This is a genomic window from Lactobacillus psittaci DSM 15354 (genome assembly GCF_000425905.1).
GTDB classification, from domain to species: Bacteria; Bacillota; Bacilli; order Lactobacillales; family Lactobacillaceae; genus Lactobacillus; species Lactobacillus psittaci.
The window spans coordinates 231,010-246,075 of record NZ_AUEI01000004.1 but is presented as its reverse complement, the minus strand read 5'-3'; the positions used below and the strand labels follow the sequence as shown (position 1 = coordinate 246,075).

General features: G+C 34.3%; 13 protein-coding genes. 11 read left to right on the top strand and 2 right to left on the bottom strand.

Annotated elements, in window-relative coordinates; translation table 11 throughout:
* The first annotated feature begins 4 nt into the window (after positions 1-4).
* Positions 5-628, top strand: coding sequence for a DUF47 domain-containing protein (locus H628_RS0101210; protein ID WP_027824813.1), 624 nt, complete (start codon positions 5-7; stop codon positions 626-628).
* Between the two features lie 68 nt (positions 629-696).
* Here the strand turns inward: H628_RS0101210 and H628_RS0101205 are convergent, their stop codons facing one another.
* Entirely contained in the window at positions 697-1,989 is a 1,293-nt protein-coding gene (locus H628_RS0101205; protein WP_027824812.1) for an extracellular solute-binding protein, read from the bottom strand.
* A 196-nt stretch (positions 1,990-2,185) separates the two neighbouring features.
* On the opposite strand from H628_RS0101205, the gene H628_RS0101200 reads away from it, so the two are divergent.
* The 10 genes from H628_RS0101200 (at position 2,186) to H628_RS0101155 (ending at position 13,613) form a co-directional block, all read left to right on the top strand.
* Positions 2,186-2,992 carry a DUF4931 domain-containing protein gene (locus H628_RS0101200; RefSeq protein ID WP_027824811.1) on the top strand — a complete coding sequence of 269 codons (807 nt, stop codon included), beginning with the start codon at positions 2,186-2,188 and terminating at the stop codon, positions 2,990-2,992.
* A 38-nt stretch (positions 2,993-3,030) separates the two neighbouring features.
* On the top strand, positions 3,031-3,960 hold the full coding sequence (rbsK, locus tag H628_RS0101195) for a ribokinase (RefSeq protein WP_027824810.1): 930 nt from the start codon (positions 3,031-3,033) through the stop codon (positions 3,958-3,960).
* Positions 3,953-4,639 (top strand): ribose-5-phosphate isomerase RpiA, encoded by a 687-nt coding sequence (rpiA, locus tag H628_RS0101190; RefSeq protein WP_027824809.1) that lies wholly within the window; start codon positions 3,953-3,955, stop codon positions 4,637-4,639. The genes rbsK and rpiA overlap by 8 nt, the downstream gene beginning before the upstream one ends.
* Positions 4,640-4,710: 71 nt before the next feature.
* The gene (locus H628_RS0101185; RefSeq protein WP_034538074.1) at positions 4,711-5,631 is read left to right on the top strand and encodes a nucleoside hydrolase; all 921 of its coding nucleotides are present in this window, start codon (positions 4,711-4,713) and stop codon (positions 5,629-5,631) included.
* A 17-nt stretch (positions 5,632-5,648) separates the two neighbouring features.
* A complete protein-coding gene (locus H628_RS0101180) occupies positions 5,649-6,374 on the top strand; it encodes a GntR family transcriptional regulator (RefSeq protein WP_027824807.1) in 726 nt (241 codons plus the stop codon).
* Between the two features lie 139 nt (positions 6,375-6,513).
* Positions 6,514-8,883: a phosphoketolase family protein gene (locus H628_RS0101175; protein ID WP_027824806.1), complete on the top strand. Its 2,370-nt coding sequence runs from the start codon at positions 6,514-6,516 to the stop codon at positions 8,881-8,883.
* 116 nt (positions 8,884-8,999) lie between these two features.
* Entirely contained in the window at positions 9,000-9,656 is a 657-nt protein-coding gene (locus H628_RS0101170; protein ID WP_027824805.1) for a nitroreductase, read from the top strand.
* Between the two features lie 56 nt (positions 9,657-9,712).
* Positions 9,713-11,053, top strand: coding sequence for a hemolysin family protein (locus H628_RS0101165; RefSeq protein ID WP_027824804.1), 1,341 nt, complete (start codon positions 9,713-9,715; stop codon positions 11,051-11,053).
* Between the two features lie 103 nt (positions 11,054-11,156).
* Entirely contained in the window at positions 11,157-11,726 is a 570-nt protein-coding gene (gene hpt / locus H628_RS0101160; protein ID WP_027824803.1) for a hypoxanthine phosphoribosyltransferase, read from the top strand.
* Positions 11,727-11,849: 123 nt separating this feature from the next.
* Positions 11,850-13,613 (top strand): ABC transporter ATP-binding protein, encoded by a 1,764-nt coding sequence (locus H628_RS0101155; protein WP_027824802.1) that lies wholly within the window; start codon positions 11,850-11,852, stop codon positions 13,611-13,613.
* Positions 13,614-13,670: 57 nt separating this feature from the next.
* Here the strand turns inward: H628_RS0101155 and H628_RS0101150 are convergent, their stop codons facing one another.
* Positions 13,671-14,972, bottom strand: coding sequence for an APC family permease (locus H628_RS0101150; protein WP_027824801.1), 1,302 nt, complete (start codon positions 14,970-14,972; stop codon positions 13,671-13,673).
* Positions 14,973-15,066: the final 94 nt, after the last annotated feature.

The following is a 15,066-nucleotide window of genomic DNA, read 5'->3' as shown; positions in this document are numbered from 1 at the left end:
AAAAATGAGTAGAAAATCAGATCAATATTATTTTGATACATTTTTGAAGTGTGCCAATTTTGCATATGAAGCTAGTCAATTGCTTAATGAAGTTGTTAATGATTATACACCTGATCGAGTATCAAATTTGACAGATAAGATGCATGAAATAGAACATAATGCTGATCATGAAAAACATGAAATGACAGAAGTTTTAATCAAGGCTTTTGTGACACCAATTGAGCGTGAAGATATTATGGAATTGGCTCATAACATTGATAATATGGTTGACCGAATTGAAGATGTACTTATGCGTTTATACTGCGATAACATTCAAACAATTCGACCAGAAATTTTGCCAATTTGTGAATTATTGATTCAAAACACAAATGAAGTTGTGGAATTAATTAAGGACCTGCCCAAATTCAAAAAGAATGCCGAATTTAAAGAACACATTGTCAATATCAACACGATGGAAGGAAAAGCTGACGTGATGTTTATTGATAATATGCGTAACTTACATGTGCATGAAAAAGATGCTTTACAAGTTTTAGTTTGGCGTGATGTATTTAACTGCTTGGAACGTTGTCACGATGCTTGTGAAGACGTAGCTTCAAGTGTTGAAAAGATTGTTTTGAAGAATGCTTAATTTTTATAGTTAGTAAAAAAGAAGGTTGGATTTCCAACCTTCTTTTTGTATATGTAAACTAATAAATCTTATTGTTTCCAAGCGTTAGCGAATTTACTTTGGGCTGTCTTAATATCATTAGTCCATGATTTACCTTTTTCGGCACTTGCTAAGATAGTTTGCATATTTGCGTTTACCTGGTCATAAGCAGATTCAGAATTCTTCAGAACTGGAAGATAGTATAGTTTCTTTGAAGTCTTAGCCAAAATCTTCGGTACTTTGCTTTGAGTTGAAGCTTCATAGCTAGCCGAAGTTAAAACGCTAGAATTTACAGGCATATAACCTGTTGAATCAGCCCAGATTCTTTGAACAGACTTGCTGGTTAAATACTTCAAGTATAAAAATGCTGCAGTTCTTTGAAGCTTGCTTGCATGACTAAACATGTAGATATCGGTACCTTGTTGAACGTTATAGTTGCTTGGACGAGCAGCAATTCCATATTCATTTCCTTTGGCTAAACCAGGCTTTACGTAAGCTTCATTTGCAGTTGAACCAATAAACATAGCTACTTTTCCAGCATTAAATGGAGTTGACATGTATTTTTCAGTGCCAGCAGTCATAAAGTAGCCTGCTTTAACACCTTCGGCATAGTAATTAATTACCGCTTTTGATTCCTTGCTATCAAATTTAATCTTAGAGTTAAAATCGATACCTTTATCTTTCATAGCTAACATATAGTAGTTATTTAAAGAGTCAAAACCGACACCTTTAACTTTGTGATTGCTCTTTTGGTAGATTTCTTCACTTGCTTTCTTTAATTCAGCCATAGTTGTTGGAACTTGGACATGATATTTATCAAGTAAAGTCTTGTTATAAAAGAGAACTTCTACTGATTTATTAAAAGGGACACCATATTGAGTGGTGTTAATTTTGGCGCCATCCCAAAGAGCTGACTTAATATCAGAATTTTGATATGATGACCAACCAATTTTCTTATTTGTTATATATGGCTTTAAATCAACTAATAATTTGTTCTTTGCGGCACTATATAACCAGCCAGGATAGGCTTGACTAATAGTGGGTAAGTTCTTAGGTGATTGTAAACTGGAAACTAGTTTTGATTGTAAATCACCTAAGTTTCCACCTTGACTTTGCAATTTAACAGTAATATTCGGATTTTTCTTTTCAAAATCCTTGGTTAACTTTTCTAAAGTTGCCTTAGATTTACCAGTTAAAGAGTACCAAAAAGTAATAGTGGTCTTTTTGCTAACTTTAGTAGCAACTGCATTGCTAGTTGATGCGGACTTGTTATTGGAACAAGCGGTTGTTAATAATAAAGTGCTAGCTAATACAGCTAAGGCAAATTTATGCTTAAAATTCATTCTTTTGGGATCCTCCCCCATCAAATCAAACGACATTCTTCTATATTTGTAAAAAAACTAACAAATACATTTGTATTTTAGCATAAGTGGTTATTTTTTCGAACGATAATTAAATAATGTTGTCAATTGACCTATTAAATTCCCTAATTTAAGATAAAATAGAAAGAAAAGATTGATTTGAATTGGGGGTATTGCCATGAATGATGAGCCTTTGGTATATATGTATAATGTTGGTAAAAGAAAGCCGTATGATTATGACTATGCCAATCGACAAAGTAATACGCAAAATCCTTGCCCTTTTTGTAATCCAAGTTCTTTAACTGATATTTATGAAACTGATGGAGATAAGATTTGGCTTCATAACAAGTATCCAACTTTGCGTGATACGATGCAGACGATTTTGATTGAATCTAGTGACCATCAGGGTGATATTTCCACTTATACCCGTGAGGAAAATAGGGAACTTATGAAATTTGGCTTGAAATGTTTTAAAGAAATGTACCATTCAAGTAAGTATAAAAGTGTTTTATGGTATAAAAACTTTGGCCCTAAGTCAGATGGATCATTGCAACACCCACACATGCAAATTGTGGGGCTGTATAAGATGGACGGCTATAAGAATATTCAGCCTAATAATTTTACCGGCTTTGAAGTCGGAAAATGTGGTGACGTTGAAATGAACTTATCAGCACATCCAGTGCAAGGATATCAAGAGGTTAATGTGGTGACGTGGCATAATCAAGATTTGGATGTGTGGGCTGATTTGATTCAAAAGGCAACGCAGTATGTACGAAGTGTTTTGTCTCATGGGGTGGATTCATATAATTTGTTTTTCTATCCAATTGATCATGGTACTGGAACTTGTTGTAAGGTAATTCCACGTTTTTATGCACCACCATACTTTGTGGGCTATAAATTATCGCAAGTTGATGATGAAGAAACCCTTGAATGGGAAGCAGCTCGATTAAAAGGTTTTATTACTAGTGGAATTAGGTTAAACTAAACATTGAATAAGACGCTTTTGCGAAAGGAAAAATAAAAATGAAAAAGATTGTAGTTGTTGGTTCAAGTAATGTTGATACCACTTTACATGTTAAAGATTTCCCTAAACCAGGAGAAACAATTAACGCTTTAGATATTACTTCCGCTGGTGGTGGCAAGGGAGCAAATCAGGCGATTGCTGCAGCAAAAGGTGGTAGTGATACTAACTTCATTAATCGTGTTGGCGAAGATAGCGATGGACGTTTTATTTTAAGCCAATTAAAATCGTATGGTGTTGATACTACTTATGTTCAAACTACTTCTGGTAAAAATACCGGACATGCTTATATTAACTTGAATGAAGCGGGACAGAATAATATTATTATTGATCATGGTGCTAATTATGAATTAAGTATTGAAGATATTGATGCAGCGGAAGATTTAATCAGTGAAAGTGATGCTGTGATTACTCAATTTGAAACACCACTTGATGTTGCAATCGAAGCTTTTAAGCTTGCTAAAAAGCATGCTGTGGTTACGATTTTAAATCCTGCGCCAGCAATTGAAAATATTCCGAACGAGTTGTTAAAATTAACAGATTTGATAACTCCTAATGAAACTGAAGCTGGTGTAATTACTGGAATTGAAATTAGTGATGAAACTAGCTTAAAAGAAGCAAGTGATAAGCTTCATGGTTTAGGTATTGAAAATGTTGTAATAACTAATGGTGCCAAAGGAAGTTATCTTTCAACCAAAAAGGTTGAAAAAATGGTACCTGCTTTTAAAGTGGAGGCCGTGGATACAACTGGTGCGGGTGATACTTTTTTAGGCTTTTTAGCTAGTCAGCTTGAAACTGATTTTTCAAATATTGAAGAAGCTGCAATTTTTGCATCTCGTGCCTCTTCAATAGCAGTTAGTCGTTTAGGGGCTCAACCATCTATCCCAACTTTTAATGAAGTTAAAGAGGCTATGGGGAAAAATAATGGATAAAACAGAACAAGATGAATTAAAAAAAGCAGCAGCTAAGATTGCGGCTGATAAAGTTGAAAATGGTATTGTTTTAGGAGTTGGAACTGGTTCAACTGTTAAGTTTTTTATTGATTGGTTAGGTCAAAGAAGAAACGAAGGCTTAAAACTTAAGCAAATTGTGACCACTTCAAGTCGCTCCAAAAAACAATTAGAGGATTTAAGCTTTAAAGTTGATGAACTCTGTGATGTAGATCAAGTTGATTTAACAGTTGATGGTGCTGATCGAGTTGACGACAATTTAGATGGAATTAAGGGTGGCGGTGCTGCATTAACCCTTGAAAAAAATGTGGCTGTAAATTCTAAAAAGAACATTTGGATTGTTGATGAAAGTAAGTTAGTTCACCATTTATCTGGATTTAAGCTACCGGTAGAAGTTTTACCAATATCTGCAATGCAAGTAAAACGTCGCTTTGAATCTCAAGGCTTGAATCCAGAATTTAGAATGGTAGATGGAAAGAGACTGAAAACACACTATGGCAACTATATTTTGGATTTAGATATTAGTCCAATTCCGGTGCCAGAGGGATTAGCTGATTATCTAGATCATACAGTTGGTGTTGTTGAGCATGGGTTGTTCTTAAATATTTGTGATGAAGTAATTGTTGCTAAAAGTGATGGAATTGAAGAAATAAAACGATAATTTTTTAAGCGAAGAGCTATCTCTCCGCTTTTTATATTTGATTGAAAAGTTTGTATAAAAGGAGAAACTTAATGATGAAGAGACCATTAATTATTAGTACTGATCCTGGAATTGATGATGCAGTAGCAATAACTATTTCTTTATTTGCTGCAGAACTAGATGTGAAATTAATCTCTGCTACTTGGGGAAATGTTAGTTTAGATAAGACATTGGCTAATTGCTTAAAGCTAGAAACTTTTTTAAAGAAACGTGTTCCAATTGTTTCAGGTGCGAAAAGACCCCTAATTAAGCCAGCTATTGATGCAAGTGATGTTCATGGAAAAAGTGGGATGGATGGCTATGATTTTCCTGAACCAGATCAAAGTTTGCTGATGCCAGGACTTGCTGCCACTAAAATTCATGAAGTAGTTGCTAAAAGTCAGGAAAAAGTTACTTTAATGCAGATTGGACCTGCAACTGATTTTGCCCTTTACTTTAGACAATATCCTGAAGATTTGAAAAATATCGAAGAGTTAGTCATAATGGGTGGTGCAATTGGTCGCGGTAATTATGGCCCTTATGATGAATATAATGTATCTGGTGATCCCGAAGCAGCAAAAATTGTCTTTAATAGTGGTGTGAAAATTAGAGTTGCACCATTAGAATTAGGACATCAAGCCTTTGTTAAGCAAGATACTATGAATGAAATAAAGGCTCTAGGCAGAACGGGTGAAATGCTTTATAGTATTTTGGATAATTTACATGATGGCAATTTTACTGATGGTCTTGAAATTTATGATGCTTTAGCAGTAGGAATGTTGTTAAATCCAAAAATGTATACTTTTAAAAGGGCTTTTGTAGCTATTGATACTAATGAATCATATACTTATGGAGCCAGTGTGATGGATTTTGATAATTTCTTTGAAAAACCAATAAATGCTGAAATCGGTGTTGCAATTGATCGCAAGCAATTTGTAAAATGGTTTGTTGAAGCAATTAAGAAAGCAAATTAGAGTAAAGAAGGATTAAGATGGCAGACTTTGTTTATCGAGCAGTAATGCGCGACATTAAGCAAAATATTATTGCTGAAAAATATGAAAATATGAAACTGCCTGATGAACGTAGTTTAGCTAGTCACTATCAGGTATCACGTTCTTCGATGAAACGAGCATTAGAATTGTTAGCGCAACAAGGGATAATTTTTAAAAAACGAGGTAGTGGAACCTTTATTAATCCATTATATTTAAAAAATCAGGCCTTATTTCGCTATGAAGGATCTAATTTGGGCTTGACTGATAGTTTTAAAGTTCCTGGTAAAGAACAAAAAATTAAACTTCTTGATTTTCAAGTTGTTAAAGCTAGTCCTGAATTAGCTCAAGATCTTTTCCTTAAAGAAAATGATTTTGTTTATCAATTCAAACGTTTACGATTAATTGAAGCACAGCCATTTCTAATTGAAACAGGATATGTTCCAATCAAAATTGTGCCTGAACTGACGCCGGATATTTTGAAAGATTCACTCTTCAATTATCTTGAAGATACACAAAACAAAATAGTAAGTAGATCATTTTTAAATATCGAAGTTGAACCTTCAAATAAAGTGGATCAAGAGATATTGCAACTAAAACCTGTTGAACCTGTCGGAGTGATGGAAGGTATTTTCTTTTTGGACGATGGAACTCCTTTTGAAGTCTCCAATATGCGTATTCATTATAAGTATATGAGATACAATAGTTTTGTTAATTTAAATCAATAAGCTCAGCTGAGCTTATTTTTTCTTTTTCATTTTAAATTGGACCGTTCCAATTTTAAAAATAGTTGAACTTTTATTTGATATTGGTTATTATATAGGTGTAATAAATTTAGCAAAGAAATTCCGTAAAAGGAGAATAAAAATGGCTGTAAATTACGATTCACAAGATTATTTAAAGAGTGTTGACGCTTACTGGCGTGCAGCAAATTATTTATCAGTTGGTCAATTGTTTTTAATGAAGAACCCATTATTAAAGACAGAATTAAAGGCTGAAGATGTTAAACCTAAGCCAATTGGTCACTGGGGTACAATTGTCCCACAAAACTTTATTTATGCTCATTTAAACCGTGTAATTAAGAAATACAACTTAAACATGTTTTACATTGAAGGTTCAGGTCACGGTGGTCAAGTAATGGTTTCTAACTCATATCTTGATGGCTCATATACCGAAAGATATCCTGAAATTACTCAAGACGAAGCAGGAATGACTCGTTTGTTCAAGCGTTTCTCATTCCCAGGTGGTGTAGCTTCACATGCTGCTCCTGAAACTCCAGGATCAATTCATGAAGGTGGAGAGCTTGGTTACTCACTTTCACATGGTGTAGGTGCAATTTTAGATAATCCTGATGTAATTGCAGCTGTTGAAATTGGTGATGGTGAAAGTGAAACCGGTCCGCTTGCAGCAAGTTGGTTTAGTGATAAATTTATCAACCCAATTCACGATGGTGCCGTTTTACCAATTCTTCAAATTAATGGTTTCAAGATTTCTAATCCAACAATTGTTTCAAGAATGAGCGATGCTGATTTAACTAAATACTTTGAAGGTATGGGCTGGAAGCCATACTTTGTAAATGTTCATGGCTTAAGTCATATGGATGCACATGAATTGATGGCTAAGACAATGGATAAGGCTGTTGAAGATATTTTAGCTATTCAAAAGCATGCTCGTGAAACTGGTGACGATTCAATGCCACAATGGCCAATGATGGTTTTGCGCGCACCAAAAGGATGGACTGGTCCTAAGTTTGACCTAGATGGTAACCCAATCGAGAATTCATTTAGAGCTCACCAAATCCCAATCCCAGTAGATCAAAAGCATATGGAACACAAGGATATGCTTATTGACTGGATGAAGAGCTACAAGCCAGAAGAATTATTTAATGAAGATGGTTCACCAAAGGATATTGTGCTTGAAAACACTGTTCAAGGTGACCAAAGAATGGCAATGAATCCAGTTACTAATGGTGGCATTAATCCTAAGCGTCTTCACTTACCAGATTGGAGAAATTATGCAATTGACTTTGATAAGCCAGGTAGTGTTGAAAAGCAAGATATGGCTGAATGGTCTAAGTACTTAAATGAAATTGCTAACTTAAACCCAACTAACTTCCGCGGTTTTGGTCCTGATGAATCTAAGTCTAACCGCTTATTTACTATTTTGGATGGTCAAAAGCGTCAATGGATGGAAGATATTAAAGAACCAAATGATGAAGACTTAGCTCGTTCAGGTAGAATGATTGATTCTCAATTATCAGAACACCAAGCAGAAGGTTGGCTTGAAGGCTACGTCTTAACTGGTCGTCACGGCTTCTTTGCAACTTATGAAGCATTTGGCCGAGTAGTTGATTCAATGCTTACCCAACACATGAAGTGGTTAAGAAAGGCTAAGGAACAATACTGGAGACATGACTATCCAGCTCTTAACATCGTTGATACCTCAACTGTATTCCAACAAGACCACAATGGTTACACTCACCAAGATCCAGGTTTGTTAACTCACCTCTTTGAAAAGAATCGTCCTGACTTGATTCATGAATATTTACCTGCAGATACCAACTCATTACTTGCAGTAAGTAATAAGGCTTTTGCTGATCGTGAATGTATCAATGTTTTGGTTACTTCAAAGCAACCTCGTCCACAATGGTTCAGTAAAGAAGAAGCTCAAAGATTAGTTGAAAATGGTCTTAGCTACATTGACTGGGCATCAACTGATGGTCACGCAGAACCAGATGTTGTCTTTGCCTCAACTGGTACTGAACCTACCTTGGAAACTTTAGCTGCAATTGACTTATTGCATAAGAACTTCCCAGACCTTAAGATTCGTTATATTAATGTCTTGGACGTAATGAAGTTGCAAAGTCAACGTAAGAACCCTAATGGTTTGTCAGATGAAGAATTTGATCGCTTATTTACTAAGAATAAGCCAGTTATCTTTGCATGGCATGGCTTTAAGCCAATGATGGAATCAATTTGGTTTGACCGTCACAATCATAATGTTTCAATTCACGGCTATGAAGAAAATGGTGATATTACTACTCCATTTGATATGCGGGTCTTGAATGAAATTGACCGCTTCCACTTAGCTAAAGATGCAGTAGAACACCTTGACTTGCCAGCTGCAGGCTTTGTTGATGAAATGGACAAGTTATTGTCTAAGCACCACACTTACATTCGTGATAATGGTAAAGATATTCCTGAAGTTACTGAATGGGAATGGAAAGGGCTTAAGTAAAATATAAATAAAAGCATCTGCTTCGTGCAGATGCTTTTATTTATAGCTTTTAATAGTAAAAAAATAATTTTTTATTTATAATGGGAATATGTAGAAAGATTATGAGGTAAGCGCTTATGGATTTTGCTGATGTTTTTGAAAAAGAGCGTGCAACGCGTAAATTTTCAAGTAAAAAGATTGATGAACAACTGATAGCTGAGATTATTAAAAAGGCTCAACAATCTCCTTCTTTGCTAAATTCTCAGCCTTGGAAAGCATATGTAATTACTGGGGATGCTTTAAGTAAATTGAGAAAAGAAAATAAGACTAGGGTTGAGAAAAAAATCCCAGCCAATGAAGATTTTTCAGCAATGCTTTCAATTGATTGGTCAACTTTTGCTAGTCAAAACATGTCTAACATGGGTGCTTTTGTAACCTATTTTTTGCATAATCGAACTGAATTATTTAATGATGCAAATAAAAATATGTTTGATGCACCATATGTCATTTATTTGACGATTCCTAAGAAGTCCCCTTTATGGTCTGTATTTGATTTGGGGATTTTTGCCCAAAGTATTATGCTTTTGGCAATTAATCATGGGATTTCAACAATGCCAGCTCATTCATTAGTTGCATACCCAGACTTAATTAGAAAATATACTGGAATCAATGATGATGAGGCCATTGGTATGGCAATTGGTTTGGGATATAGTGATAAATCTGCAGAAGTCAATGCAAGTCATTTTATTCCGAAACGAGTACAATTTGATAAAATTTATAAATTAATTAAGTAATTGGCAGAATAATGCTAGAATAGATGTGAAAAACGATTAAAAAGGTGAGATAAACTTTGGATACAAGTCAGATAGTAGTTAATTTAGTAGCTACGTTAATCATTTTCGGCTTTGCAACTTTTTTTGTTATGTCTGAGTTTGCGTTAGTTCAAACTAGACCAAGCCAACTTGAAGATATGATTGCTAAAAAGCAAGGTAATTTAAAAAAGCTTAAGCATGCACTTCATATGGTTCACAACTTAAATGAGTTTTTATCAACAACTCAAGTAGGGACAACTTTAGTTGGTGTTGTTCTTGGTTGGTTTTCAACTGATACTTTATCAGTCCTTATTACTAATGGGTTATTGAAAACACCGATAAGTCAAACTTTAGCTAAATCAATTGGTGCAGTATTAGGCGTTTTGCTCTTAACATATTTAGAAGTGGTGTTTACTGAAATTGTACCTAAAAACATTGCAATTGATATGCCAGTTAAGATGTTAATGCTGGTGGTAACGCCATTGCGGCTGTTTCATTTATTAGTTTATCCATTTGTTTGGATACTAAACGCTAGCTCAAATTGCGTTCTAAAACTAATGGGCTTTAAAGAAGCAGATGAAGAAAATGAAATTTATTCACAATCTGAAATTATTAAGCTTTCTCGAATGGCAGTTACTGGTGGTGCGCTTGACAAAGAAGACTTGAAATATATGGAAAGGGCCTTCGAATTAAACGATAAAGTAGCCAAAGATATTATGACGGACCGGACTCGTTTAACAGTCTTAGATGCAACTGATACTGTAGCGACAGCTTTAAAGATGTATTTAGATGAAGGATTTAGTCGTTTCCCAGTTGTTAGAGATAATGATAAAGACGATATTGTGGGTTATGTTTATGCTTATGACATTATCCAACAAAGTCGCGACAATGCAGAACAACAGCTAACAAGAATTATTAGAGCCATTATTACGGTACCTGAATCGATGCCAATTCAAGATATCTTGCAATTAATGATTCAAAAGCACACGCCAATTGTCTTAGTAGTTGATGAATATGGTGGTACGAGCGGAATTGTAACTGATAAAGATATTTATGAAGAGCTTTTCGGTTCAATTAAAGACGAAATTGATGATGTTGCTGATGAATACATCATCAAAGACAAAGACGGTAAGGTTAGAGTATCAGGTAAAACTACCTTATATGACTTTGAAAGATTCTATCATGAAAAAATTAAAGCCTTTCAAGATAGCGATATTATCACTATTGGTGGTTATATGATGGAACACTATCCAGACTTGAAGCAAGGCGATTCAGTTGAATTGGAAGGCTATAAGTTTGAAGTTAGTGAAATTGAACAAGGCTTTATGAGATGGTTTATCGTTGAAAAAGTTACTTCAAAGTCTAATAAGTCTAAATAAGGTAAGCAAAAGCACTTTTAATAGTGCTTTTTTACTTGCTTTTTGTTATGATTGACTACAAGAAGACTATGAAGTGATAATCAAAACAATAAAGGAATAGAAAATGGCAAATCAAGACAATATTCAAGATATTTTAGAAAATACTTTATTTAGTGAAGCAGACATTCACGAAATGTGTACTCGGTTAGGTAAGCAATTAACTGAAGAATATGCTGGAAAAGAACCAGTTTTGGTTGGTGCATTAACAGGGGCAATCTATTTTATGACTGATTTAAGTCGTCAAATGGATGTTAAATGTAAGATGGACTTTATTGATGTTTCAAGTTATGGCAATGGCACAGAATCTTCAGGTAAGGTTAAGCTAGTTAAAGATGTTTCTACTGATGTGAAGGGTAAAGATGTCTTAATTATTGAAGATATTGTTGATACTGGTCACACTTTGAAGTTTATGAAAGATCACTTTATGGAATTAGGGGCAAGAAGTGTTAAGTGTGCGGCTCTTTTAAATAAGCCATCAAGAAGAGTTGATGATGTCACAGTTGATTTTTATGGCTCAGAAGTTGGAAATCAATTCGTTGTTGGTTATGGCTTAGATTTCTATGGAATGTACCGCAATATTCCATTTATCGGTATTGTCAAGCCTGAAGTAATTCAAGCATACGCAAATAAATAGTAGAGAAGGGCAATCGATTAAGTATTGCCTTTTTTAATGCACAATAATGGAAGCGATTACAAAAAATAGTATAATGAAATTGTTAGTTAGTTGAATTCTGTTATAGAAGAAGGAGGTCGCTTTATGTCAAGTTTTAAAAAGTTCAAACAATATCTACTTGAATTAGTTCAAACCTATAAGCTCTTCTTTAAAGCAGCACCACTTGTTGCTTGTTTAGTCTTCGTACTTGCACCACTTCAAGCAATAATTCCCTTAATTGCTGTTGCAGCTGGTCAAAATGTGATTGATGAAGTAACAGCTCATAATCCCTTTTTAACAATGATCCTTATCTGGATTGTTGCAAGTGCTCTGCAACAGTTTTTGCCGTCGCTAGGAACGATGCTTCAAGGCCTCTTAACTGATAAACTAACAGGATTTATTAACTTAAGCTTGATGAAAAAATCACGGGATTTGCATTCACTTAGTATTTTTGATGACAGTAAATATTTTGACGATTTACAAATGCTTCGCGATGACGCAAGCTGGCGTCCAGTTAACTTAATTGTCTTTGGAGTTTCAGTTTTACAAAACAGCTTAACTCTATTGTTTATGTTGGCATATTTAGCACGTTATAACTGGATTATTGCGATTGCAATGCTGTTGGTAATGATACCGCAAAGCATCTCTTATTATCGAATTCAGCAAGAAGCATTTGAGACGATGGTTGAAAGAAGTAAGAATGCCAGATATTTACACTATTACAGCAGTCTATTACTTGATCGGCAAGATGCTAAAGAAGTGCGCCTGTTCAACTTCTTCCCTAAAATAATTGCTAAGTATACCAAGCTTTTTGAAGAAACTAAACGAGATGTAAATGCAATTCGTAAAAAGCAGTTGTTAATCAGCAGTTTGTTTATTGGACTATCTGTTGCTGTGTTCGGCATAGGTTTTTACTGGTTTGCATTAAATGTTAGTACCGGTAACTTAAAAGTCGGCGTTTTATTAATGTTTGTTTCGGTAATTGCTTATATCTCGACTAGCATGGCGAGGGTAGTTGAAGATAGTAGCTTACTGTATGATTCATTACTTTGGATTGAAAAGTATTTTAACTTTTTGAAATATTCTGATGGCTTTGAAAGTGGTGATGATTCCTTTCCAGCTGATTTTCAAGAACTTACTATTAAGAATTTAGCCTTTACTTATCCTTTTTCAAAAGATGAAGTTCTACATAATTTGAATTTTTCTGTTAAAAAAGGTGAAAAAATAGCTATTGTTGGCGAAAATGGTTCCGGCAAAACTACTTTAGTCAAGCTATTGATGAGATTTTATGATCCAAGTGCTGGTGAAATAAAAATCAATGATGACAATATCAAAAATATTAATATTTTTGAATTACAAAAGAATTTGTCAGCAACCTTTCAAGATTTTTCAAAATTCAAATTAAGTTTGAAAGAAAATATTGTAACTGGTCATCAAGAACAGGATGAAAGAATTACTCAAGCACTAAATGCAGCAGGGTTAAGTGAATTTATCGCTAAGAAACATATTAATCAGGATACAATATTAGCCAAAGATTTTGATGGTGGGACAGATTTGTCTGGTGGACAATGGCAAAAAGTTGCCTTAGCAAGAGACTTATATGCAAATGGCCAGATTGAATTTCTTGATGAACCAACAGCTGCTTTAGATGCGAAAAGTGAAGCTGAAATTTATGAAAGATTTTTACATGAGAATCAAGCTAAGACTATTTTCTTTGTCACACATAGATTATCTGCAGTTAAGTTCGCTGACAAGGTTTTGTATTTGAAGGATGGTTATTTAGCTGGCTTTGACAAGCATCAAAACTTGCTAAAAAACAATGATTCTTATCGTGAACTTTATGAATTACAGAAGAATGCTTATATTTAGGCAAAATAAAGGTCAAATATTTCAAAGTTAGAAATACTTGACCTTTTTACTATGATTTTATTTGTTATTTTGTTTAAGCTTATAAAGATAAATTGGTAAGCCTAAGGCTGTTAAACCAATACCTACCATACTTAACCAGAACTTATTGATAACTGTCATAATAATGATAAAAATACCGCCAAGCAGGGCGACAATTGGTGTAACAGGGTAAAATGGAACCTTAAATGGGCGGTTTAAGTTAGGCTCTTTAATACGTAAAATTGGTTGACATAAAGTAAGTAAAATTGTGAAGAACCACATTACAAATACCAAAATATCAGTTAAAACATCAAAGCTACCTAGGCTAATCATTAAGGCACTTAGTAACCAAATGATTAAGGCACTAAATACCGGTACCTCAGTCTTTTTAGTTGTATAGCTAAATTTGTCAGAAAATGGTAAGAGATTTTGCTTAGATAAAATAAAGGGAGCTCTCATACCAGTAATCATGAAGCCGTTAATTGCACCATAACAAGAAATTAAAATTCCGATAGTAATTAAACGACCACCAAGACCGCCAAATAAAATTTTACTAGTATCTAAGGCAGTATTTTGATTTCCAATAATTTGGCTAAATGGGAGGGTTTTCAAAAAGACTAAGTTAACTAAGACATAAACTGTGGTTACAATTGCAATTCCCCAAACTAGGGCTCTTGCCATATCTTTTTGGACATTTTTCATTTCCCCAGCTAAGTTAGTAACTGTAATCCAGCCATCAAAGGCAAATAAAGCAGCTAAAACTCCACCACTTAATGCTGTAGTTAAACTAACCTTATTACTGATGACAAAGTTAGTAAAATCAAAATTTTGCTGAGGTGCAAATAAACCGAAAGCAACAATTAAGAGTAATGGAATTAGTTTGACAATTGTTAGGACTTGTTGTAATTTCCCAGAAAAATTGTTTCCAAATAAATTGATAAAAAAGGCAAATGAGACAATCATCAAGCTAATTACTAGTTGCCAAGAATACTTTAAGCCAAATAAATTAGTAGCTTGAACACCAAAGATTGCAGAGTTGGCAGAAATTTCAGCAGGAAAATAAACGATTATTTGAGCCCAGCCGAATAAAAATCCCCAGAGATTGCCATAAGTGTGATTTAAATATTCGATTGATCCATCTACGGGTAATTCTGCAGCTACCTCAGCAATTGTCAAAGCTGAAGCAAGAGATAAAATCCCCGCAATAATCCAAACCCATAAACTGATACTAGGTGATAGAGACTGCTTTGAAATTGTACTTATTTTGAAAAAAACTCCAGATCCAATGACGCTTCCCACCAAGGTTGCTAGAGCTTGTGAAAATGTTATTTGTTTTTTCATTTTTATTCCTTTCATTGTCTTTAAAGATTATACCTAATAATCAGCTCTTGGTATAGCGAAGATTATTGGTTAAAATGGTTTCAGGAGGTAAAAA

What these genes read in the sequence shown, in the direction of transcription:
- H628_RS0101150 (WP_027824801.1), bottom strand. Translation starts at nt 14,972, where the DNA reads ATGAAAAAACAAATAACATTTTCACAAGCTCTAGCAACCTTGGTGGGA.
- H628_RS0101210 (WP_027824813.1), top strand. Translation starts at nt 5, where the DNA reads ATGAGTAGAAAATCAGATCAATATTATTTTGATACATTTTTGAAGTGT.
- H628_RS0101205 (WP_027824812.1), bottom strand. Translation starts at nt 1,989, where the DNA reads ATGAATTTTAAGCATAAATTTGCCTTAGCTGTATTAGCTAGCACTTTA.
- H628_RS0101180 (WP_027824807.1), top strand. Translation starts at nt 5,649, where the DNA reads ATGGCAGACTTTGTTTATCGAGCAGTAATGCGCGACATTAAGCAAAAT.
- hpt (WP_027824803.1), top strand. Translation starts at nt 11,157, where the DNA reads ATGGCAAATCAAGACAATATTCAAGATATTTTAGAAAATACTTTATTT.
- H628_RS0101200 (WP_027824811.1), top strand. Translation starts at nt 2,186, where the DNA reads ATGAATGATGAGCCTTTGGTATATATGTATAATGTTGGTAAAAGAAAG.
- H628_RS0101175 (WP_027824806.1), top strand. Translation starts at nt 6,514, where the DNA reads ATGGCTGTAAATTACGATTCACAAGATTATTTAAAGAGTGTTGACGCT.
- H628_RS0101155 (WP_027824802.1), top strand. Translation starts at nt 11,850, where the DNA reads ATGTCAAGTTTTAAAAAGTTCAAACAATATCTACTTGAATTAGTTCAA.
- rpiA (WP_027824809.1), top strand. Translation starts at nt 3,953, where the DNA reads ATGGATAAAACAGAACAAGATGAATTAAAAAAAGCAGCAGCTAAGATT.
- rbsK (WP_027824810.1), top strand. Translation starts at nt 3,031, where the DNA reads ATGAAAAAGATTGTAGTTGTTGGTTCAAGTAATGTTGATACCACTTTA.
- H628_RS0101185 (WP_034538074.1), top strand. Translation starts at nt 4,711, where the DNA reads ATGATGAAGAGACCATTAATTATTAGTACTGATCCTGGAATTGATGAT.
- H628_RS0101170 (WP_027824805.1), top strand. Translation starts at nt 9,000, where the DNA reads ATGGATTTTGCTGATGTTTTTGAAAAAGAGCGTGCAACGCGTAAATTT.